General features: G+C 42.5%; 18 protein-coding genes. 13 read left to right on the forward strand and 5 right to left on the reverse strand.

Features of this window, described 5'->3' with window-relative positions; translation table 11 throughout:
• Positions 1-8: 8 nt before the first annotated feature.
• Complete coding sequence (locus tag EAE91_RS02175) at positions 9-1,187, reverse strand: LuxE/PaaK family acyltransferase (RefSeq protein WP_214087061.1); 1,179 nt, start codon at positions 1,185-1,187, stop codon at positions 9-11.
• Between the two features lie 393 nt (positions 1,188-1,580).
• Here EAE91_RS02175 and EAE91_RS02180 point away from each other — a divergent pair, with 393 nt between their 5' ends.
• On the forward strand, positions 1,581-2,666 hold the full coding sequence (locus tag EAE91_RS02180) for a flavin-containing monooxygenase (protein ID WP_214087062.1): 1,086 nt from the start codon (positions 1,581-1,583) through the stop codon (positions 2,664-2,666).
• 233 nt (positions 2,667-2,899) lie between these two features.
• On the opposite strand, the gene EAE91_RS02185 is transcribed toward EAE91_RS02180, so the two are convergent.
• Complete coding sequence (locus tag EAE91_RS02185) at positions 2,900-3,754, reverse strand: AraC family transcriptional regulator (RefSeq protein WP_214087063.1); 855 nt, start codon at positions 3,752-3,754, stop codon at positions 2,900-2,902.
• A gap of 579 nt (positions 3,755-4,333) precedes the next feature.
• Entirely contained in the window at positions 4,334-5,215 is an 882-nt protein-coding gene (ilvY, locus tag EAE91_RS02190; protein WP_214087064.1) for an HTH-type transcriptional activator IlvY, read from the reverse strand.
• Between the two features lie 197 nt (positions 5,216-5,412).
• Here ilvY and ilvC point away from each other — a divergent pair, with 197 nt between their 5' ends.
• On the forward strand, positions 5,413-6,891 hold the full coding sequence (gene ilvC, locus EAE91_RS02195) for a ketol-acid reductoisomerase (protein WP_214087065.1): 1,479 nt from the start codon (positions 5,413-5,415) through the stop codon (positions 6,889-6,891).
• A gap of 210 nt (positions 6,892-7,101) precedes the next feature.
• Positions 7,102-9,129: a DNA helicase Rep gene (gene rep / locus EAE91_RS02200; RefSeq protein ID WP_214087066.1), complete on the forward strand. Its 2,028-nt coding sequence runs from the start codon at positions 7,102-7,104 to the stop codon at positions 9,127-9,129.
• A 57-nt stretch (positions 9,130-9,186) separates the two neighbouring features.
• Here rep and gppA read toward each other — a convergent pair whose 3' ends face one another.
• Positions 9,187-10,689, reverse strand: a complete 1,503-nt coding sequence (gppA, locus tag EAE91_RS02205) for a guanosine-5'-triphosphate,3'-diphosphate diphosphatase (RefSeq protein ID WP_214087259.1) — start codon at positions 10,687-10,689, stop codon at positions 9,187-9,189.
• 6 nt (positions 10,690-10,695) lie between these two features.
• A complete protein-coding gene (gene rhlB, locus EAE91_RS02210) occupies positions 10,696-11,982 on the reverse strand; it encodes an ATP-dependent RNA helicase RhlB (protein ID WP_214087067.1) in 1,287 nt (428 codons plus the stop codon).
• Between the two features lie 118 nt (positions 11,983-12,100).
• On the opposite strand from rhlB, the gene trxA reads away from it, so the two are divergent.
• The 10 genes from trxA to rffA all read left to right on the forward strand — a co-directional run bounded on the left by trxA (position 12,101) and on the right by rffA (position 22,940).
• Positions 12,101-12,427 (forward strand): thioredoxin TrxA, encoded by a 327-nt coding sequence (trxA, locus tag EAE91_RS02215; RefSeq protein WP_214087068.1) that lies wholly within the window; start codon positions 12,101-12,103, stop codon positions 12,425-12,427.
• Positions 12,428-12,904: 477 nt separating this feature from the next.
• On the forward strand, positions 12,905-14,164 hold the full coding sequence (gene rho / locus EAE91_RS02220) for a transcription termination factor Rho (RefSeq protein ID WP_011148733.1): 1,260 nt from the start codon (positions 12,905-12,907) through the stop codon (positions 14,162-14,164).
• Between the two features lie 285 nt (positions 14,165-14,449).
• Positions 14,450-15,535: a UDP-N-acetylglucosamine--undecaprenyl-phosphate N-acetylglucosaminephosphotransferase gene (wecA, locus tag EAE91_RS02225; RefSeq protein WP_214087069.1), complete on the forward strand. Its 1,086-nt coding sequence runs from the start codon at positions 14,450-14,452 to the stop codon at positions 15,533-15,535.
• Positions 15,536-15,564: 29 nt separating this feature from the next.
• Positions 15,565-16,632 (forward strand): ECA polysaccharide chain length modulation protein, encoded by a 1,068-nt coding sequence (gene wzzE, locus EAE91_RS02230; RefSeq protein WP_214087070.1) that lies wholly within the window; start codon positions 15,565-15,567, stop codon positions 16,630-16,632.
• Between the two features lie 111 nt (positions 16,633-16,743).
• Positions 16,744-17,865 carry a non-hydrolyzing UDP-N-acetylglucosamine 2-epimerase gene (gene wecB / locus EAE91_RS02235; RefSeq protein ID WP_214087071.1) on the forward strand — a complete coding sequence of 374 codons (1,122 nt, stop codon included), beginning with the start codon at positions 16,744-16,746 and terminating at the stop codon, positions 17,863-17,865.
• A gap of 19 nt (positions 17,866-17,884) precedes the next feature.
• Positions 17,885-19,147, forward strand: a complete 1,263-nt coding sequence (wecC, locus tag EAE91_RS02240) for a UDP-N-acetyl-D-mannosamine dehydrogenase (protein WP_214087261.1) — start codon at positions 17,885-17,887, stop codon at positions 19,145-19,147.
• On the forward strand, positions 19,138-20,214 hold the full coding sequence (gene rffG, locus EAE91_RS02245) for a dTDP-glucose 4,6-dehydratase (protein ID WP_214087260.1): 1,077 nt from the start codon (positions 19,138-19,140) through the stop codon (positions 20,212-20,214). The genes wecC and rffG overlap by 10 nt, the downstream gene beginning before the upstream one ends.
• Positions 20,215-20,235: 21 nt before the next feature.
• Positions 20,236-21,117: a glucose-1-phosphate thymidylyltransferase RfbA gene (gene rfbA / locus EAE91_RS02250; RefSeq protein ID WP_214087262.1), complete on the forward strand. Its 882-nt coding sequence runs from the start codon at positions 20,236-20,238 to the stop codon at positions 21,115-21,117.
• On the forward strand, positions 21,095-21,808 hold the full coding sequence (rffC, locus tag EAE91_RS02255) for a dTDP-4-amino-4,6-dideoxy-D-galactose acyltransferase (protein WP_214087072.1): 714 nt from the start codon (positions 21,095-21,097) through the stop codon (positions 21,806-21,808). The genes rfbA and rffC overlap by 23 nt, the downstream gene beginning before the upstream one ends.
• Position 21,809: 1 nt before the next feature.
• Complete coding sequence (rffA, locus tag EAE91_RS02260) at positions 21,810-22,940, forward strand: dTDP-4-amino-4,6-dideoxygalactose transaminase (protein ID WP_214087073.1); 1,131 nt, start codon at positions 21,810-21,812, stop codon at positions 22,938-22,940.
• The last annotated feature ends 1 nt before the right edge of the window (position 22,941 follow it).

The following is a 22,941-nucleotide window of genomic DNA, read 5'->3' on the forward strand; positions in this document are numbered from 1 at the left end:
CTTGCTATTTATACCGCGGGTGTAGCTGAGGTACCTTCATCGTCTGACATTTTTCTTTCAAGATTGACTGCACAGCAACCAAACTCTTTAGCAGCAGCGGTACGCATAACAAACTGAACTCGCTGAGAATTACGCCAGGATTTATTAGGATCGGTACGCAAGTAGACCAAATCTTCTGTCAATAACATGCCGGGGGTGGAAACAGAAAGTGGATCTAAGATCACTAATTGTCCGGTTTCACCATCGGGTAGCTCACGTGTTAAATCATTAGGATCACGAACGGAGAAATGAATATAAGGAGGAACATGTTTATGGTTATATTCATCTTCGATGGCAAGAAGGTTTGCTTCAACCAGACCATACATATCACGTGTCCGGGAAGCTGGAATGCCCAGCCATTCTTCAATATCTGCATTCAATTCGCCGCGGGAGATCATATCTCCGGTAAAACGTTTCCAGCCGCCCATAGTAATTACCATACTATCGCGATCTAAAGTGAGCTTGGTATTATTCTCTTTTAGGAACGTGATAAAACGATGGATCATGAATGGAGGGCCAATTAAATGACGAGTGAACTTGCCTTTCCATTGGATTAATTGGTCCAGTGCATCTTCTGGGGAAAAGTGGTCCTGATTAATCATATAGCGTCGGGTATCTAATAAACCGGTCAGGAAATTAAAGATTTTAACCAGCGCCATTTCTGGAATATCTTCGGTTGATGGGCATAAACATAGGCCGGCGCCGCCAGATACTTTGAACATACTGCGATAATTAGAATAAACAGCCAATACGGTATGATCCATCGTATCGTGACAACGACGATAAACGCTAGGAATTCCACTGGTACCTGTTGAGCGCATTTCATGTTCGATTTCAGATAATGGCTTGCTTAATAAACGGTGACTTTCGGCTGATTTATAAGTTGCAACGGGTATCAATGGGATGCGAACTAAATCATTATAATTTTGGATGTCTTCTGGCTTAATACCTTGTTTTTCACAAATATCTCTATAGTAAGGGTTATTATGATAATGGAAATGAAAAGCGTCCTTAAGTAAACAGGTTTTTAGTTCTTGTTGTTCTTCTTTAGACAGCTTATAGAGCAGATCGACATCGGCTATTAACCATTTCAGCGGATTTCCGCCACGAGATTTTATGCCGTCATATATATTTCTGATATTTTCCATTTTTTTATCTCCGATAGGGTAAAGAGTAGATAAATTAATCTTTGTTTATTATATGTTATAGCAATAAAGCATAAGTTACGTAGGCAAAAAGGATAGTCATTTATAATTTATTTTTATTGAATAAATTGGCTATATTATTGCTTTGATCATTATATGGATTTGTCAATATTGTTAAAATTATGCTAAAAATAGCAGGTTTATTCAAAATATTCACTTTAGCGTGAATATGACCAGTTAATTCAAGTAAATTTTTAAATTGTCTTTTATATTTTTGTGAGGTTCATTGTTTTTTGAACGGTTGAATGTTCTTTTGGGCAGTTTTTCATTGTCCTAAGATTTCGATAATGATAAAAATAAAATATAGATGAATACCAAATTAAAAAATGAGTACGCATGATGAAAATGGATTGCTTAATTGTGGGTGCCGGTCAGGCCGGATTAAGTTTAGCTGCTATCCTTGCGGCTAAGAATATTAATGTCTGCATATTAGAGCGAGAAGCGCGTATTGGTGATGTGTGGCGCAGGCGTCCTGATAATATGCTGTTATTCACGTCACGCGGTATGACTCAGCTTCATGGCTTACCATTTCCCGGAATTAAAGATGGCTATCCAGATAAAAATGAAGTTGCTGATTATCTTGAACGTTATGCTTCACATCATAACCTTGTTATACATACCCAAACTGAAGTGGTTGAGGTGAAGCATGATAAAAATGGCTATCGTGTTAAAACAAAAGACGGAAGAGTATTTCATGCGCCTTGCTTAGTTAATGCAACAGGCGCTAATCAATTAGCTGATATTCCAGTGCTTGCTGAACAGCTTGCTACCGATATACAGCAAATCTCAGCAGATCAATATCGGGAGCCTAAGCAAATTAAAGCGGGCAGCCGAGTCGCTATCGTTGGTGATGGTGCAAGTGGCCGTCAGATTGCTAAAGATTTGGCAGCAACGACGAAGGTGACGTTATTTTGCGGTTCTTCCCGTCCTCTCTTACCTAATAGAATACTAGGCAAAGATATCTTTTGGTGGTTAAGCAAAAGTGGTCTGTTGTTTGCCAATTATGACAGTTTGGTCGGGAAAATTATGCGGCGGCGTAATCCTATTCCTTGTGGCGATCTGAAAAACCATCGATTAGCTGCTTTGGATATAAAAATAGCGAATAGGTTAGTTGATATAAAAGACAATAAATTATGTGATTTGTCTGGTAATCAATATGAGGCAGATATGGTTATTTGGTGTTTGGGGTATAAAGATGATACGGCATGGTTAACGCTTGCTGGTGCTGCGGATGCTAATGGATTCGTTTGTAAAAATGGCCATGCGGAAGGCGGGAAAACCCCTTATCCTGGGTTATTTATCGTTGGGCGAAAATGGTTGAGTAGCCGAGGTTCTGAACTGATGTTAGGGGCTTATAAAGACACCTGTCGGGTCGCTAAATGGGTAGAAAATTATCTGAAAGAGCATGTATCATTAAAATGAATGATTAATACAGAATAGTGATATTTTACTCTGTATGTTTTATTTGTCGAGAATTGAGGATTTATTGGGTAGTATTGTTATGGTGTTGTTCTGAATTCTGTATCATTACTAAGAGTGCATAATATAGTCAATGTGCTATTAGGAATAAAATGATACAGAATCTCTAACATACTGGCTTTGATAATAACGGTTATAAATAGAAATTATTTATTTTAGGTAATTTATCAACAATATTATTTATTCATAACACAGATATTTTGCTTTGTAAAATTTAGACCTGTTAATGCTGATGATAAATTGAAATATTTTTGTTGTGCTTGTTGTATTCTGTTTTTACTGGCATGTTTTAATTCAGATGGCCTTAATCCATATAGTGTCATGCAGGTACGACTGAAGTGTGCGCCATCGGAAAATCCACTATTACAAGCTAATAAAGTCAGTGAATCTGATGAATGTATCTCATCAATAGCATGATGTAGACGTTTCCATAATAGATAACTACGGAAATTAGTGCCCATTTTTTCTCTAAATAGATGTAAGAATCGACTTTCGGATAAATAAAGTTGATTTGATATTTCACGAGAAGATATACATTTAACCGGTAATTCAGTAATAAGAGAGGCTGCTTTCATGATTCGTTTGTCCTGATAACAATGGCAATCTTCTATTTTACCTAAAAGGTTATTTAAGATGAAAATATCTGGAGAGGTTTCTAACTGTAAACAATTAGTAAAGTAATTTGCTATTAAACTGGATGATTCTTGATTTAAGTATATTATATCTGAGCCTCTCATTTGATGTAGTAATAAATGACATAGTGGATTGGCTAGGTCTATCAATAGATTAAAACAGAGTTGCTCTTCCGAGTGTAATCTATGTTTAATATTAGAAGAAATAATGAATCCATGTGCTTGTCTCGATTCATTCTCGGTATCAATCCTCATGAGTGAATTATGTGGTGATACACTTAATTGGATGCAAGGATGATGATGCCATTCTGTTTGCATATTATAAGAGAAGACCAGATCTTGTAGATGGAATTTATAGAATTTAATAAAATACGGTGATTTGTCTATTTTGTGTAACATAATGGTGTCCTTTATTAAATTGTTGTGTGTATTTGAATTAATTGTTTTATTTAATTATTATAAGTTCTTGGTGTTATTTTTTAATTAAATTATATTAACTCATTAAATAATTGGTATTAGTTACTATATCGTCACAATACCATTAAATAATTATTATAAAGCTTCCTCCTTTAGTATCTGGAAAAAATAATTTCACCATTGGAAAATATCGGTATGATATGGCATAAAGAATTATTTTCCACTCTGTTTTTTGCTGGTGGAATATTCGATCTTTGCTAGCCAGTCTTAACGATATCTGAATTGTTTAACGTCAAATAGCTATTATCTACTTGATATGATTAAAAGTATTTTCTTTCGTAACATAATTAATGACCAAAAATTTAATGTGGAGCCAATATTTTTATATGATTATTTTAATTGGTTATAACTTATATTAAACATATTATCATGAGAACAATATGGTTATATTTTTATGTTCTTTGTGAATTAGGTCACGTAAACTATAAGTATATTGGCATAATACCGAAAATAAGTTGCATCAGGCTTGTAATGAATAAAAAGACCTGTTAGAGCAGTTTGTTATAACAATCCCCAAAACGCTTTAATTAAGGGTTCATTAAGCCGTTTTCTCTGTACACATATACCCAATTCGAACGGTTCTACTAGAGAGATGTTGCCCAGTAGAGATATGCGATTGCGTACCGGTTCAGGGCTATTTTCTACAACGACATTAGGAATTAATGCCACTCCACAACCCAATGCAACCATAGAAACAATAGCTTCGTGACCGGACACGGTTGCGTAAATCGAAGGATTGTTAATTTTATGGTGACGGAACCAGCACTCAATGCGCTTACGTGAAGGGCCGTGTTCCGGCAAAATAAAGGGAATGTTATTCCAGTCAGGGGACTCTTGTATGACGAGTGCGCGTACAGAGCAGGGAAGGGAAGGTGCAATCAGTACCAGTGGGACTTCACCGATTTTGGTGAAGCTAACATTATCTGGTAGTTTTTCCGGCTTACCGGCAATACCTAAATCGGCATCATTAGACTGTATCTTATTGACCGCATCTGCGGCATCACCGGTGGTGAGTTTGATTTCAACCATAGGATGTTCTGCACGAAAACGGTCTAGGATCTGTGGTAAGTGACTGTAGGCCGCTGTGACTGAACAAAACAGACGTAACTCGCCATATAGCGATGGGCTTTGTTGATTCAATGAGTGTTTTAGTTGCTGGTATTGCAACAGTGTCTGTTGGGCGAATTGTTTAAATTGCTCGCCAGCAAAGGTTAATTTTACAGTGCGATTATCCCGTAAAAATAATGGATGCCCCAAAATATCTTCAATGCGCTGAATCTGGCGAGATAATGTGGATGGACTGACATGCATCGCTTTTGCTGTACGACCAAAATGACAGCTTTCAGCCAGATGTAGAAACAGTTTGAGGTCGCGTATATCCATAGCCTATTCTCCTTTTCCTGTCTAATAATCTGTATTGCATAAAATGCAATGTAGTATTGTTAATATATCAATTTAAGCAATAGCTTTCATGTCATATATTGAAAGTATATAAACACCTCACAGGGTGAGGAAATCTAAAAAACAGTCACAGCACTTCATTGCTGAGCGCTGAGCACAACATGATAACGGAGTCACTAATGGCTAATTATTTTAATACGCTGAATTTGCGTCAGCAGTTGGCGCAGTTAGGTAAATGTCGTTTTATGGTGCGGGAAGAGTTTGTTGATGAAGCAGGATATTTAAAAGGCAAAAAAGTAGTTATCGTCGGTTGCGGAGCGCAAGGGCTGAATCAGGGCCTGAATATGCGTGACTCCGGTTTGGATATCGCTTATGCCTTGCGTAAAGAGGCTATTGAAGAAAAACGTGCTTCATGGCGTAAAGCAACAGAAAGTGGTTTTCAAGTCGGCACTTATGAGGAGTTGATACCGCAGGCTGATCTGGTAATTAACCTGACGCCCGACAAGCAACACTCTTCTGTTGTTCGCGCAGTTCAACCTTTGATGAAAGAAGGCGCTGCACTGGGTTATTCTCACGGTTTAAACATTGTTGAAGTTGGTGAACAAATCCGTAAAGACATCACTGTTGTGATGGTAGCGCCTAAGTGTCCCGGTACCGAAGTGCGTGAAGAATACAAACGGGGTTTTGGTGTGCCTACTTTGATCGCAGTTCACCCGGAAAACGATCCGAAAGGTGAAGGTATGGCAATCGCTAAGGCATGGGCCGCGGCGACGGGAGCGCATCGCGCTGGTGTTTTGGAATCTTCTTTCGTGGCAGAAGTGAAATCTGACCTGATGGGAGAACAAACTATTCTGTGCGGTATGTTACAGGCTGGCTCACTGCTGTGTTATGACAAACTGGTGGCAGATGGCGCGGAGCCGGGCTATGCAGGAAAATTGATCCAGTTTGGCTGGGAGACTATCACAGAAGCTCTGAAACAAGGTGGCATCACTCTGATGATGGATCGTCTGTCTAACCCGGCAAAACTGCGAGCGTATGCGCTGTCTGAACAGTTGAAAGAGCTGATGACGCCACTGTTCCAGAAACATATGGATGATATCATTTCTGGTGAATTTTCTTCCGGTATGATGGCTGACTGGGCCAATGATGATAAGAAACTGTTAGGTTGGCGTGAGGAAACGGGTAACACTCCGTTTGAGAATTCACCTGAATATGATGGCAAAATCAGTGAACAGGAGTACTTTGATCACGGCGTTTTAATGGTTGCTATGGTGAAAGCCGGGGTTGAACTGGCATTCGAAGTTATGGTTGATACCGGTATTATTGCTGAATCTGCCTATTATGAATCTCTGCATGAATTACCGCTGATTGCGAATACTATTTCTCGTAAACGTCTGTACGAAATGAATGTTGTTATTTCTGATACAGCAGAATATGGTAACTATTTGTTCTCTCATGTTGCGGTCCCTCTGCTGAAAGAGAAGTTTATGGATTCGCTACAGGCGGGCGATTTAGGTAAGTCGGTTGCTGATAACGGTATTGATAACGCCCAGTTGCGCGATGTGAACGAAGCTATTCGTAACCACCCAATTGAAGTTGTTGGCCAAGTATTACGTGGTTACATGACAGATATGAAGCGCATTGCAGTTGGCGGTTGATATTGATAAAGATAAGGGGGAGAAATCCTCCCTCTTTGCATCCAATAAATATGGTTGCTGAGACCGTTTGCTAAAGTTTTGAGGGATAAGTCACGATTTACCAACTAATAGAGTGCTTTTCCTTCATAAAGAAAACGGCGTTTCCTTTCCTCCCTTTCTGCTACAATTCTATCCCCTGAGATACTGTCCTGATATAACTTATTAAACATCATGCGATTAAATCCTAGCCAACAACAAGCTGTCGAATTTGTTACCGGTCCTTGTCTGGTCCTGGCAGGGGCGGGTTCTGGCAAAACGAGAGTGATCACCAATAAGATTGCTCATCTTATCCGTACTTGTGGCTATCAGCCTCGTCATATTGCCGCTGTGACGTTTACTAATAAAGCTGCGCGGGAAATGAAAGAGCGTGTAGCACAAACTCTGGGGCGCAAAGAGGCTAAGGGGTTGATGATTTCTACTTTCCACACTTTGGGATTGGAAATCATTAAGCGCGAATACAAAGCTCTAGGAATGAAAAGCAATTTCTCGTTGTTTGATGATCAGGACCAGATGGCTCTGTTGAAAGATTTAACAGCCGATTTACTGGAAGAAGATAAAGATCTATTACAGAAATTGATCTCTACCATTTCAAACTGGAAAAATGATCTACTTTCTCCACAGCAAGTTTTAGCATTAGCCCGTTCTGCTCAGGAGCATCAGTTTGCTGAATGTTATCGCCGCTATGATTTACATCTGGCGAGCTGTAATGTATTGGATTTTGACGATTTAATTACCAAACCGACCTTGCTGATGCAGCATGATGAAGAAGTCAGGGAGCGTTGGCAAAACCGTATTCGTTATCTGTTGGTCGATGAATATCAGGACACCAATACCAGTCAATATCAACTGGTTAAGTTGTTGGTGGGACAAAGGGCTCGTTTTACGGTGGTGGGTGATGATGACCAGTCGATCTATTCATGGCGTGGCGCAAGACCTCAAAATTTGGTGCTGCTGAAAGAGGATTTCCCGAAGCTTAATGTGATCAAACTGGAACAGAACTATCGTTCCTCTGGCTGTATTCTGAAAGCGGCTAATATTTTAATCGCCAATAACCCCCACGTGTTTGAAAAACGGCTCTTTTCTGAATTGGGGTATGGTGATCCATTGAAAGTGATTACCGCTAATAATGAAGAGCATGAGGCGGAAAGGGTTATTGGGGAGCTGATGGCACATCATTTTATCAATAAGACCCAATATAAAGATTACGCTATTCTCTATCGAGGAAATCATCAATCCCGCGTGTTTGAAAAGATGCTGATGCAAAACCGCATTCCTTACCGGATTTCTGGTGGCACTTCTTTCTTTGCCCGCCCTGAAATTAAGGATGTGTTAGCTTATCTGCGGGTGTTGACTAATCCTGAAGATGACAGCGCATTCCTAAGAATTGTCAATACACCAAGACGTGAAATTGGTGCGGCTACCGTTCAAAAACTGGGTGAATGGGCGAATCAGCGCAATAAAAGTCTCTATCAGGCCAGTTTTGATCTTGGTTTGGAACAAAGTTTGACCGGCCGCGGTCTGGCGGCGCTACAGCGTTTTACTCACTGGATGGATGAGATAACTCGTCAGGTTGAACGAGATCCTTTGCTAGCTGTGCGTGATCTGCTACATGGTATGGATTATGAAAGCTGGCTGTACGAAACATCACCGAGCCCAAAAGCGGCCGAGATGCGGATGAAAAATATTAATCAGTTGTTCACTTGGATGAGTGAAATGCTGGAAGGTGATGAACTGAACGAACCAATGACTTTATCTCAGGTGGTCGCGCGTTTCACATTACGGGATATGCTGGAGCGAGGCGAGGACGGTGAGGAGTTTGATCAGGTGCAATTGATGACTCTACATGCTTCCAAAGGGTTGGAGTTTCCCTATGTATTTCTAGTCGGCATGGAAGAAGGATTGTTGCCTCATCAGAGCAGTATTGATGAAGAAAATATTGATGAAGAGCGACGATTGGCTTATGTAGGGATCACCCGAGCTCAACGGGAGTTATTCTTTACTTTATGTAAAGAACGTCGTCAATATGGCGAGTTAATTCGTCCAGAACCAAGTCGTTTTTTGCATGAGTTGCCACAGGATGATTTGCATTGGCCACAAGATAAAAAAATAGTGACTGCCGAAGAAAGAATGCAAAAAGGGCAATCGCGTATCGCGGATATCAAATCGCGTTTAGGACTTGGACAAAAAAATAAGTCGTAAATATATTGAAGACCCCCCTGTATCACAGAGATAGAGATACAGGGAAAACAATTTTATTCAGGTTTGAGTATCCTGCTCGTCTAAAGCAAGTGGCCATTGAGCATGGCTTTGCCACTGAATTTCCTGTTGTAAAGACTCTGCCCGCAGAGGGTGTTGCGTTAGCCAGCCATGAGGTAACGTTATTGTTAACGTTTCACCGTTCACTTTTAAACGTAGAGCCGGGAGCGTGTCATCTCGACGACGGTTGGCGAAGATGATAGCTAACCGTAACAGACGACATAAACGTTGAGCTTGTATCAGAGGTAAGGCGTTTTGTTGATTAAAGGAAAACAAATCGATGGGGCCACTTTGGTTCTTTAGTAATGTGGCTAAGAGTTTTTTCTGTGCGGGCGTATAACCGGGGAGAGCGAGATAATTGATAAGATAGGCTGCATGTGATGGAGCTTGGTGGAAATCAATACTCAGGCCAATTTCATGTATCAGACTGGCACTTTGTAATAATTCATGACATCGGCTATCAAGTTCCCAAGGTTTCGCAATTTGTGGTAGGAAGTGTTCAGCCAATTGTTTGACCCGTTGAGACTGTTCAACGTCTAACTGAAAACGGCGCTGTATATTACGTAGTGTTCTGGTACGAATATCGAGTTCTATTGGTAAATCCAGCATGCCGTAAACAAGACCTTCCCGTAAGGCACCACCCGCAAGGATCATGCTTTCAATATTTAATGCCTGGAAAATTGCTATTAGGATAGCCAGACCACTTGGAAAAACCAAAGCCCGTTCCAGCGTCAACCCTTCTATTTCCAATTCTTCCAGCTTACCGCATTCAATCGCTTTATGTTTGAGCTCTTGAAGTTTCGGCAAAGTGATCAGCTCATCCATACCCTGAGCAATCATGATTTCTTGCAGAGCCTGAACAGTGCCGGAAGCGCCTACACAAATCTGCCAGCCTTGTTCGGTAAGCTTTGGCGCAATGGGTTTTAACGTTTCATGTGCGGCAGCTTCGGCTTTAGCGAAATTTTCTGCCGTCAGGCTACGGTCATTAAAGTAGTCTTCAAGCCAGGTAACACAGCCCATACTTAGGCTGGATAACTGAGTGGCTTTTGCCCCATTCCCCGTAACCAATTCTGTACTTGCACCGCCAATATCGACAACCAGACGTTTTTCAGGGCCGCCGGTTGTATGGGCAACGCCTTGGTAAATAAGCCGAGCTTCATCTTCGCCACTGATTACTTTAACCGGGCAATCAAGGATTTCTGCTGCTTTTTCCACAAATTCGTCTGAATTTTCAGCGATACGTAAAGTTGCCGTAGCAACAACGCGGATTTGTGATGGTGGTATATCCTGTAAGCGTTCAGAAAAAATCCTGAGACATTGCCAGCCTCTCTCCATCGCCTGTTGAGATAAGCGGTTATTTTTATCTAATCCGGCAGCTAGCCTGACTTTACGTTTGATTCGTGCCAGTATCTGCATGCTGCCGGATACTTCACGCACAACCAGCATATGAAAACTGTTTGAACCCAAGTCGATAGCCGCATAGAGCGAAGAAGAACTCAGCATCATTATTCAGCCTGAACGTTTACGGTTATTACGTGGTGTATTATTACGATGCGACAAATTGTTACGGCGCTGATGGTTTCCTGAACGCGAACGGTAGCGGCGTTTAGGAACCGGTAAGTCTTGCAGCAAGGCTTGACTGTTATATTTGCTGACCGGGATAGGGTGCTGAATATAACTTTCAATCGCTGGCAGGTTTAGCGCATATTCTTCACAGGCCAAACTGATCGAGTGGCCGCTTTCACCTGCACGACCGGTACGGCCAATGCGGTGGACATAATCCTCGCAGTCATCGGGTAAATCATAATTAAAAACATGAGTGACTGAAGGAATGTGCAAGCCACGGGCTGCGACATCAGTTGCAACCAGAACATCAATATTGCCGTTGCTGAATTCTTCCAGGATGCGTAACCGTTTTTTTTGTGCTACATCACCGGTTAGTAACCCAACTCGATGCCCGTCAGCAGCCAGATGCGACCAGATATCTTCACAACGATGTTTTGTATTGGCGAAAATGATGCAGCGATCAGGCCACTCTTCTTCCAATAACGTTTGAAGCAAGCGCATCTTTTCTTCATTAGAAGGATAAAACAGCTCTTCACGGATACGGTGTCCCGTCTTCTGGAGCGGTTCCACCTCGACATACTCTGCATGATTCATTTGTTCAAATGCCAATTCTCGGACGCGGTAAGAGAGTGTGGCAGAAAACAGTAGGTTCATACGTTCGTTTGCTGGTGGCATCCGGCGGAATAGCCAGCGGATATCTTTGATAAAACCGAGATCGTACATGCGATCAGCTTCATCAAGAACCACAACTTGAACCGCATTCAGATTAATGTACCCCTGTTTGGTATAGTCGATCAGACGTCCGGTAGTGCCGATAATAATGTCAACACCAGATTCCAGTACTTTTAGCTGTTTGTCGTAACCATCGCCGCCGTAGGCAAGACCCATCTTTAAACCCGTTACCTGTGCCAAATTTTCTGCATCAGAGTAAATCTGTACAGCAAGTTCGCGGGTAGGAGCCATAATCAGCGCCCTTGGCTGATTGGTTTGACGCTCCTCCGCTGCGGGATGAGTCAGTAAATAATGAAAAGCAGACGTTAAAAATGCTAGCGTCTTCCCCGTACCGGTTTGCGCTTGCCCCGCGACATCACGGCCTTCAACAGTGAAAGGCAATGTCAGTGCTTGTATCGGTGTACAATTAGAAAAACCCTTGTTATCAAGAGCTTCTATAACCTTGGGGTGCAAGGCGAAGTCGGAAAACTTCTTTTCTGTCAAGTGTGTTTTACTCATAGTGTGGTAGAATATCAGTTAACCATTGTCTTACGAAAGTGTATCCGCTGAAATAAAGGCAACCTTATATCAGTAATGTTACACTAGCATGGTAAAAAATTATTCTTTGGAGTAAAAAATGAGCGAAAAAATTATTCATTTGAGTGATGCTAGCTTTGATACTGACGTTCTTAACGCAGCAGGTCCAGTTCTTGTCGATTTTTGGGCTGCCTGGTGTGGACCATGTAAAATGATTGCACCTATTTTGGATGAAATTGCCCCAGAATATTCAGGCAAACTGACTATTGCTAAATTGAACATTGATGACAACCCGGCAACGGCTCCTAAGTATGGTATCCGTGGTATTCCTACGCTGTTGCTGTTTAAAGATGGTCATGTTGCTGCTACTAAAGTGGGAGCGCTGTCAAAGACTCAATTGAAAGAATTTTTGGATACTAATCTCTGATTGAAGTGAGCTCACATTAATACTGGGCGTTTAGCGTATATTATTATTTATTTCATTGACCGCTAGACGTCCGTAAAGAAGCGTGATAAGTTAGCGCCACTGCTTGTATCACATACATCATGTTAGAAGTATGTTGCATACTGAATAATCTGTAGTGTCTGATAAGTCTGTTATCTCTGGATAGTCTAAAATATCCAATGGGTTATACGGGAATAATCTGGCGTATAGCTCGTTACGTTGAGATAGTTTTTATCGAAATCAGTAATGTTTCAGCATTATCTCAACAGCGTTTTTGACAGCCTGTCAGTCTTATTTGAGCTCAATCTTAGTACTTCAAATTATTACCTTTTTATATGAATAACGTATTAAAGGTCTGATTTGTTTTTTGTACAAAATAAACAGGCACCGATCGATGACGCTGCCATACTATTCACGTTCATAGTTCGAGATATACCCCGAGTTTAAGAACCCACCATTATGAATCTTACCGAATTAAAGAATACGCCGGTATCTGAACTGATTACACTTGGCGAAAATATGGGGCTGGAAAATCTAGCCCGTATGCGTAAACAAGACATTATCTTCTCTATCCTTAAGCAACATGCGAAAAGCGGAGAAGATATCTTCGGTGATGGCGTGCTGGAGATATTGCAGGATGGATTTGGATTCCTCCGTTCAGCAGACAGTTCCTACCTTGCCGGCCCCGATGATATCTACGTTTCTCCTAGCCAAATCCGTCGTTTTAACCTCCGCACTGGTGACACAATTTCAGGTAAAATTCGTCCACCTAAAGAGGGTGAACGCTATTTTGCCTTGTTGAAGGTTAACGAAGTTAATTTTGACAAACCAGAAAATGCCCGCAGTAAAATTCTTTTTGAAAACTTGACCCCGTTGCATGCTAATAGTCGCTTGCGTATGGAGCGTGGTAATGGTTCCACTGAGGATTTGACTGCTCGTGTTCTGGATCTGGCTGCACCGATTGGCCGCGGACAACGTGGTTTGATTGTCGCGCCACCGAAAGCGGGTAAGACGATGTTGTTGCAAAATATTGCTGCTAACATTGCTCACAATCATCCAGATTGTGTATTGATGGTACTTCTGATTGATGAGCGTCCAGAAGAAGTTACTGAAATGCAACGTCTGGTAAAAGGTGAGGTTATTGCTTCTACTTTTGATGAGCCTGCTTCTCGTCACGTTCAGGTGGCAGAGATGGTTATTGAGAAAGCAAAACGTCTGGTTGAACACAAAAAAGACGTGATTATTTTGCTTGATTCCATTACTCGCTTAGCACGTGCTTATAACACTGTTGTCCCTGCATCCGGTAAGGTATTGACTGGTGGTGTGGATGCTAACGCGTTACATCGTCCGAAACGTTTCTTCGGTGCTGCGCGTAATGTGGAAGAGGGCGGAAGCCTGACCATTATTGCGACTGCGTTGGTGGATACGGGTTCCAAGATGGATGAAGTGATTTACGAAGAGTTTAAAGGCACTGGTAACATGGAGCTGCATCTCTCCCGTAAAATCGCTGAAAAACGTGTCTTCCCAGCTATCGATTACAATCGTTCTGGTACACGTAAAGAAGAGTTACTCACCACCTCTGAAGAGCTACAGAAAATGTGGATTCTGCGCAAAATTATTCACCCGATGGGAGAAATTGATGCGATGGAATTCCTTATCAACAAACTGGCTATGAGCAAAACGAACGACGATTTCTTTGACATGATGAAACGTTCATAGTTTTAGCTCAGTTCATGATCATTATCAGCGCCACAGTTTCGTGGCGTTTTTTGTATCCGCCGTACTATTATCGCACTATATATGGCATGTATTTTGCATAATACTGTTTCCCAATAGTGTCATACATATGATGTAAAGGTTATTAATTTTTCTACAGTGAATAAATAAAGAAGAATACCCTCACGAAGCGAAGAATTTATGAAGTTGGTTCCTGGCCAGAAAAACCATGTACCTGTGGATAATAAATAACCAGGCTATATTTGTTTTTCACGGAGAATTTTTATCGTGAATATTCCCAGTATGAGTATCGAAGTTTTTTGCATTTTCCTGTTTTCGTTTGTGTTTTTATTTATGGCGCGTATCGTGGGAAAGAAGATCGGCCTCGTTGATAGACCTAATTATCGTAAGCATCATCAGGGATTAGTACCTCTGGTTGGTGGGATTTCGGTATTTGCTGGGATCTGTTTTACTTTTGTTATAACAAACGAGTTTATACCTCATAAATGGCTGTATTTAATTTGTGCCACTTTACTGGTATTTATCGGCGCATTGGATGACCGTTTTGATATCAGCGTTAAGGTCCGGGCAACTATCCAAGCTCTGGTTGGTATTGCGATGATGTATTTTGCTGGCTTGAAATTAGATAGTCTTGGTTATGCTTTTGGTCCTTGGGACATGACACTTGGGCCGTTTAGTTATGTTGTGACGCTATTTGCTGTCTGGGCTGCCATCAATGCATTCAATATGGTTGATGGGATAGATGGATTATTAGGTGGATTATCCTGTGTCTCCTTCGGTGCTTTGGGGATCTTACTGTATCAAAGTGGTAATACGGCGCTAGCATTATGGTGTTTTGCATTTATTGCTGCCATTCTCCCTTATATTGTTCTTAATCTTGGTTTATTAAGCCAACGCTTCAAAGTATTTATGGGAGATGCGGGCAGTACACTGATTGGTTTTACCATTATCTGGCTGCTCATTGAATCTACTCAGGGGAATGAACATCCTATTAATCCAGTTACTGCGTTGTGGGTTGTTGCCATTCCATTGATGGATATGGTTGCTATTATGTACCGCCGGTTACGGAAAGGGATGAGCCCATTTTCTCCTGACAGGCAACATATTCACCACCTAATTATGCGGTCTGGATTCTCATCACGTCAGGCTTTTATTTTAATCACTGTTGCTGCCGCTTTATTCGCCGCTATTGGCATTATCGGAGAATGGCTGGAATTTGTGCCTGAGTGGGTAATGTTGGCATTGTTCTTGCTTGCATTTGTGTTGTATGGCTATTGCCTCAAGCGTGTATGGAAGGTAGCTCGTTTCATTAAACGGCAAAAGCGTCGTATGCACCGTTCAGCTAACCATTAAACATCTATTATCAGCAGAGGTTTTGTGCAGTGATAAAATCAGAAACGAAATCTATTCAGAATGAACAAGCTCTGGAGCATGAGCTGGATATCAGAGCCTTGTGCAGTGCGTTATGGCGTGGAAAGATATGGATTGTTGTACTGGCAATAATTTTCGCAATCGCGGCGCTAGGGGCATCTTATCTGATGCAACAAAAATGGAGCGCTACAGCAACCACTGAGCTGCCTACGATTAATCAGTTGGGAAGTTATTACTCTCAGCAGCAATTTTTGCGTAATCTGGATACTCACATTAACATTTCACCGGAAACTCAGTTACCGTCTATTTCAGAAGAAGCCTATAAGGAGTTCATCACCCAGGTTGCAGCATATGATACTCGCCGTGAATTCTGGTTGAAATCTGATTATTACAAGCAGCGGCAGAAGGGCGATGCCAGAGCTGATGCGGCCTTATTAGATGAATTAGTCAATAATATTCAGTTTATTCCTCATGATGATAAAAAAGTGCTGAATGACAGCATTAAACTGACCGCGGAGTCTTCTGAACAAGCAAATCAACTCCTGCGCCAGTACATTGCTTTTGCTAATAGTCGTGCTAGTACTCATTTAAATGATGAGTTAAAAGGTGCATGGGTTACCCGTGCCCAATCTATGGATGCACTGGTGAAGCGACAGGAAATGGTCGCTAAAGCGGTTTATAACCGCGAAATGAATGTATTGCAGCAGTCCCTGAAAATTGCGGAAAAACAAGGAATTCGGCGCAATCAAACGGATACGCCGGTGGAGCAGTTGCCCGATTCAAAAATGTTTATGTTAGGGGCACCGTTGTTACAGGCTCAACTTGAGACTTTGGAAGCCACAGGGCCTAAGTATGATGTGGACTATGATCAGAATATTGCAATGTTAGCAGTATTGGATGTTCTTCCGACACAGGATCAATTCCAGGTTTATCGCTATTTGAGAACACCAGAGGAGCCTGTTGCCAGAGACAGCCCCCGCAGAATGTTTTTGATGATTATGTGGGGGGCAGTGGGCGCTTTAGTGGGAGCTGGCGCGGCATTGGTTAGATGTTCGCGTAAAGAATCAGATCATTATTAGGAATAACTGCTTCTGAGGGATCTCTTCTGCAACTCCAGCAGCAGGAGTAAATAGCATTAAGAGTATTGTTTGCAGGAAAATCTGCAAGTTACTGACTATAAGAGAGTCACTGTGAAAGTGTTGACTGTGTTTGGTACTCGGCCGGAGGCTATCAAGATGGCACCGCTAGTACACGCGTTGGCAAGGGATGAAGCCTTCGAAGCGAAAGTATGTGTCACCGCCCAACATCGGGAAATGTTGGATCAGGTGTTACACCTTTTTGAGATCACGCCCGATTTTGATCTCAATATTATGCAATCAGGGCAAGATCTAACGGATATTACCTGTCGTATTTTGGCAGGATTGAAGCCCGTTTTAGCAGAATTTAAGCCTGATGTTGTATTAGTTCACGGAGATACGACAACAACAATGGCAACCAGTTTGGCTGCATTCTACCAACGTATCCCTGTTGGCCACATTGAAGCAGGATTAAGAACGGGTGATCTTTATTCCCCTTGGCCGGAAGAGGCAAACCGTAAGATTGCCGGTCATCTGGCAATGTATCATTTCGCTCCGACAGAAAATTCCCACAATAATTTATTGAAAGAGTCCATTGCAGATAATCGGGTTTTTGTTACCGGAAATACCGTAATTGATGCGTTGCTGTGGGTACGTGATCGCATAATGAATGACGAGGCTATGCGGAGTAAGCTAGCGAAGCACTACCCGTTTATTGATACTAATAAAAAAATGATTCTGGTGACGGGGCATCGTCGAGAAAGTTTTGGTGGCGGATTTGAGCGAATTTGTGAAGCTTTGGCACAGATAGCCCGCGCTCATCCAGATGTGCAAGTAGTCTATCCGGTTCATCTAAACCCGAATGTCAGTGAACCAGTAAAGCGCATTTTGCATGATATTGATAACGTTATTCTTATCGAACCCCAGGATTATTTGCCATTTGTTTATCTAATGAACCATGCCTATATGATCCTGACTGATTCCGGTGGCATTCAAGAAGAAGCGCCTTCTTTAGGAAAACCGGTATTGGTAATGCGTAACACTACTGAGCGGCCAGAGGCAGTTGATGCTGGAACGGTACGTCTGGTAGGGACAGAAACAAAAACTATCGTGGAAGAGGTGACTCGATTGTTGACAGACGATGCTGCCTATCAACAAATGAGCCGCGCTCATAATCCTTACGGGGATGGCGATGCCTGTCAACGTATTCTCGACGCTTTGAAAAAAATCAGGTGACACTATGAGCTTTGAAACTGTGAGCTTTGAAACTATTTCTGTTATTGGTCTTGGTTATATTGGTTTGCCAACGGCGGCAGCGTTTGCATCCCGCAATAAGAAAGTCATTGGTGTGGATGTTAATGAGTATGCAGTAGAAACCATCAACCGTGGGGCAATTCATATTGTAGAACCGGATCTAGACAAAGTGGTGAAAGTTGCCGTAGAAAGTGGTTACCTGAAAGCCGTGATTGCTCCGTTACCAGCAGATGCTTTTCTGATAGCTGTTCCGACGCCTTTTAAAGGCGATCATGAGCCGGATATGACATACGTCCGTTCCGCAGCCGAATCTGTAGCACCGGTGCTAAAAAAAGGTGATTTGGTTATTCTGGAATCTACCTCACCAGTAGGCGCGACGGAGCAGATGGCGGAATGGCTGGCCGCAGAGCGTCCTGATTTAACTTTCCCACAACAGGTTGGAGAAGAATCCGATATTGATATCGCTTATTGTCCTGAACGTGTGTTGCCAGGACACGTTATGGTTGAATTAATCAAGAATGACCGTGTTGTTGGCGGTATGACGTCAAAATCTTCGGCCAGAGCCAGCGAGCTGTATAAAATTTTTCTTGAAGGTGAATGTGTTGTCACTAATTCAAGAACAGCAGAAATGTGTAAGCTGACAGAAAACAGCTTCCGAGATGTAAACATTGCATTCGCCAACGAACTTTCCTTAATTTGTGCTGATCAAGGTATCAACGTGTGGGAACTGATTAGTTTGGCAAATCGTCACCCGCGCGTAAATATTCTCCAACCAGGCCCTGGCGTGGGTGGTCATTGTATTGCTGTTGATCCGTGGTTCATTGTTTCTCAAAACCCAAAACAATCACGTCTTATTCATACAGCACGTATGGTTAATGATGACAAACCATTGTGGGTTGTGAATCAAGTAAAGTCGGCTGTTGCGGATTGTTTGGCTGAAAGTGGAAAACGCGCAAGCGAAGTGAAAATTGCCTGTTTTGGTTTGGCATTTAAACCAAATATTGACGATTTGCGTGAGAGTCCTGCGGCACATATCACCGGTATGATTGCGCAATGGCATGCAGGTGAAACGCTGGCTGTAGAACCTCATGTTCATGAATTACCTGCTTCCTTGAAGGAAATAACTCGATTAGTTAATCTGGAAAAGGCGCTGGAAGAAGCAGATATCCTGTTGATGCTGGTGGATCATAATCAGTTTAAAGCTGTAAACAGTCATGAAATTAAACAGAAGTGGATTGTGGATACAAAAGGAGTCTGGCATTGAGACGTATTCTAATCACAGGTGGTGCAGGTTTTATTGGCTCCGCGGTTGTACGGCATATCATTAATAATACAGAAGACAGCGTGGTTGTGGTTGATAGCCTGACTTATGCCGGTAATCTGGCATCTCTTGCCCCGGTTGCGGATAGCCCTCGTTATGCGTTTGAACAGGTTGATATCTGTCAACGTGGAGCGCTGGATCGGGTCTTTGAACAATATCAGCCGGATTGTGTGATGCATTTGGCGGCAGAAAGCCATGTGGATCGCTCTATTGATGGCCCTGCGGCATTTGTCGAAACCAACATTGTGGGTACTTATACTTTGTTGGAAGCTGCGCGTGCTTTCTGGCAGAAACTCAGTGAAGAGAAACGGGCTGTTTTCCGTTTTCACCACATTTCAACAGATGAAGTGTATGGTGATTTACATGACGAAAAGGGCTTCTTTACCGAAACAACACCTTATGCGCCAAGTAGCCCATATTCGGCGTCCAAAGCATCCAGCGATCATTTGGTGAGAGCATGGCACCGGACTTATGGTTTACCGGTTATTATCACCAATTGTTCAAATAACTATGGTCCTTACCATTTCCCGGAAAAACTGATCCCACTGATGATCTTAAATGCATTAGCAGGAAAATCTTTACCGGTATATGGTGAAGGGAAACAAATTCGTGATTGGCTGTATGTGGAAGACCATGCCAGAGCACTCTATTTGGTTGTGACAAAAGCTGAACCCGGCGAAACCTACAATATTGGTGGTCATAATGAACGCAAAAATATTGATGTGGTTTGTGCGATTTGTGAACTTCTGGAAGAATTTTGTCCTGAGAAACCTGCGGGCATTGCGTATTATCGAGACTTGATTACTTATGTTGCGGATCGCCCAGGCCATGATATGCGTTATGCCATTGATGCGGCGAAAGTTGAGCGTGAGCTAGGCTGGAGACCACAAGAGACATTTGAATCAGGTATTCGTAAAACAGTTCAATGGTATTTGGAAAATGAAAACTGGTGGCGTAAAGTTCAAGACGGCTCTTATGCCGGTGAACGCCTTGGATTAGGTAAAAACTGAATGACGATGGGGGCAGTAAATATGAAAGGGATCATTCTGGCAGGTGGATCAGGAACCCGGTTGCATCCGATAACACAGGGTGTTTCCAAACAATTACTGCCAATTTATGATAAACCAATGATTTACTATCCTTTGTCAGTACTCATGTTGGCAGGGATACGTGATATTCTGATTATCTCTACACCAGAAGATTTACCTTCTTTCCGTCGGCTGTTAGGTGATGGCGACAGATTTGGTATTCACTTAAGCTATAAAGAACAGCCATCACCGGATGGTTTAGCTCAGGCATTTTTAATTGGTGAGGAGTTCATCAACGGCGGGCCTTGCTGTTTGGTATTGGGGGACAATATTTACTTTGGGCAAGGGTTCAGTCCAAAACTGAGAAATGTTGTTTCCCGTGGCAAAGGGGCGACTGTTTTTGGTTATCAAGTGATGGACCCTGAGCGATTTGGGGTGGTGGAATTTGATGACGCATTCCGTGTTCTTTCTATTGAAGAAAAACCAGAAAAGCCAAAATCCAACTGGGCGGTAACAGGTCTCTATTTCTACGACAATCAAGTAGTAGATTTTGCTAAGCAGGTCAAGCCTTCTGCCAGAGGTGAACTAGAGATTACCAGTATTAACCAGATGTATTTGGAACATGGCGAACTAAATATTGAGTTGTTAGGGCGTGGTTTTGCCTGGTTGGATACTGGCACTCATGACAGCTTGATTGAGGCCAGTACTTTTGTGCAGACCGTTGAGAAGCGTCAAGGTTTTAAAATCGCCTGTCTTGAAGAGATCGCTTGGCGTAATGGTTGGCTGGATGATGCACAGCTAAGAGAAACAGTAAAATCCTTGTCAAAAACTGGCTATGGCCAATATCTGCTGGATCTGCTCCATGTCCGTGCGCGCCAGTATTGAGCCACTAGAGTGGGATAGCCACTATTTTGGGTTGTCCACCGCTCGCCTTGATTTCACGCCTGATGCCGGTCTGCTAACCTCATCTCAGTTAGAGCAGTATGCTTTAGTGCAAGCTAAAGTACCTGCGCAGCGATTGGATCTTATTGATGGATTATTCGCGTTGGGCTTTTCGTTAGTGGAAGGAGAAGTAGACCTTTCCTTAATAATTGGCATAGAAAGTGCTAATAACGACAACTCTGAGAGTAAGTTGCTTTCGGCTGAGCGGCGAGATATCCCGATGTTGAAGGAGGTAGCTTCCAACGTATTTCCTTTGAGTCGTTTCCGAACCCCGTGGTATCAACCGCAAGATAGTGGTCGTTTTTACGCGACTTGGGTTGAAAAAGCGGTATTGGGGACATTTGATCATCAATGTTTGCTGGTAAATGGAGATAATGGACAACCCGCAGGGTTTGTTACCTTACGAGATATAGGAGCAGGAGAAGCTCGTATAGGTTTGCTGGCGGTATTCCCAGGAAATATTGGCCGTGGGATTGGCTCAAAATTGATGTTGGCGGCGCAGCAGTGGTGTCAACGCCACAAAATACGGCAGTTAAGGATTGCGACACAAACCAGCAACATTGCTGCTTTGCGCCTTTATACACGCAGTGGTGCGTTTGTTGAAAGCACCGCGTATTGGTTATATAGGGGATGAAATGATTCCATTTAACAAACCACCAGTAGTTGGCACTGAATTAGATTACATGAAGCAGGCGATGGAGAGCGGTAAGCTTTGCGGGGATGGTGGTTTCACCAAACGTTGTGAAGAGTGGATGGAACAGCATTTCAATTGCCCGAAAGTGCTATTGACACCATCCTGTACCGCGGCACTGGAAATGGCGGCTATTTTGCTGAATATTCAACCCGGTGATGAAGTTATTATGCCGAGTTTCACTTTCGTTTCCAGTTCTAACGCGTTTGTGCTGCGTGGAGCAACCATTGTATTCGTGGATATTCGCCCGGATACCATGAATATTGATGAGACCAAAATCGAAGCAGCAATTACAGCTAAAACACGCGTGATTGTTCCGGTGCATTACGCTGGCGTGGCCTGTGAAATGGATACCATTATGGCTCTGGCCGAGAAATATAACCTGTTTGTTGTGGAAGATGCTGCACAGGGAGTAATGTCTACTTATAAAGGGCGTGCACTGGGAACTATCGGGCATGTTGGTTGCTACAGTTTCCACGAAACCAAAAACTACTCTTCTGGTGGTGAAGGTGGGGCAGCGCTTATCAATGATCAATCGCTGATTTCCCGTGCGGAAATTGTTCGCGAAAAAGGGACTAATCGTAGCCAGTTTTTCCGTGGTCAAGTTGATAAATATACTTGGCGCGATATTGGTTCGAGTTATCTGATGTCGGAGCTTCAGGCTGCTTATTTGTGGGCGCAATTGGAAGAAGCTGAAAAAATCAATGAGCGTCGCCTTGCCTTGTGGAATACCTATTATCAAGCATTAAAACCGCTGGCTGATGCTGGTCTCCTGACATTGCCTGTCATACCGGAAGGGTTGGAGCATAATGCTCATATGTTCTATATCAAGCTGAAAGATGTTGAAGAACGTTCGGCATTCAATAGCTATATGAAGGACGCGGGTGTACTAACGGTATTCCATTATGTTTCTCTGCACACCAGCCCCGGTGGTGAAAAATTTGGCCGCTTTCACGGGGAAGACCGTTTTACTACTTGTGAAAGTGATCGTCTAGTGCGTTTGCCGATGTTTTACAACATAACAGACGCTGAACAGCAGATGGTCATCAAACATATTCGGGAATACTTCGCCTGAT

The sequence above is a fragment of the Photorhabdus noenieputensis genome (assembly GCF_018448935.1).
Classification (GTDB): Bacteria; Pseudomonadota; Gammaproteobacteria; order Enterobacterales; family Enterobacteriaceae; genus Photorhabdus; species Photorhabdus noenieputensis.

Bases quoted from the DNA above. Each gene is read 5' to 3' on its own strand.
- EAE91_RS02175 (WP_214087061.1), bottom strand. From the start codon at position 1,187: ATGGAAAATATCAGAAATATATATGACGGCATAAAATCTCGTGGCGGA.
- EAE91_RS02180 (WP_214087062.1), top strand. From the start codon at position 1,581: ATGATGAAAATGGATTGCTTAATTGTGGGTGCCGGTCAGGCCGGATTA.
- rfbA (WP_214087262.1), top strand. From the start codon at position 20,236: ATGAAAGGGATCATTCTGGCAGGTGGATCAGGAACCCGGTTGCATCCG.
- rhlB (WP_214087067.1), bottom strand. From the start codon at position 11,982: ATGAGTAAAACACACTTGACAGAAAAGAAGTTTTCCGACTTCGCCTTG.
- trxA (WP_214087068.1), top strand. From the start codon at position 12,101: ATGAGCGAAAAAATTATTCATTTGAGTGATGCTAGCTTTGATACTGAC.
- rffC (WP_214087072.1), top strand. From the start codon at position 21,095: ATGTCCGTGCGCGCCAGTATTGAGCCACTAGAGTGGGATAGCCACTAT.
- ilvY (WP_214087064.1), bottom strand. From the start codon at position 5,215: ATGGATATACGCGACCTCAAACTGTTTCTACATCTGGCTGAAAGCTGT.
- gppA (WP_214087259.1), bottom strand. From the start codon at position 10,689: ATGCTGAGTTCTTCTTCGCTCTATGCGGCTATCGACTTGGGTTCAAAC.
- EAE91_RS02185 (WP_214087063.1), bottom strand. From the start codon at position 3,754: ATGTTACACAAAATAGACAAATCACCGTATTTTATTAAATTCTATAAA.
- ilvC (WP_214087065.1), top strand. From the start codon at position 5,413: ATGGCTAATTATTTTAATACGCTGAATTTGCGTCAGCAGTTGGCGCAG.
- rho (WP_011148733.1), top strand. From the start codon at position 12,905: ATGAATCTTACCGAATTAAAGAATACGCCGGTATCTGAACTGATTACA.
- rffA (WP_214087073.1), top strand. From the start codon at position 21,810: ATGATTCCATTTAACAAACCACCAGTAGTTGGCACTGAATTAGATTAC.
- rep (WP_214087066.1), top strand. From the start codon at position 7,102: ATGCGATTAAATCCTAGCCAACAACAAGCTGTCGAATTTGTTACCGGT.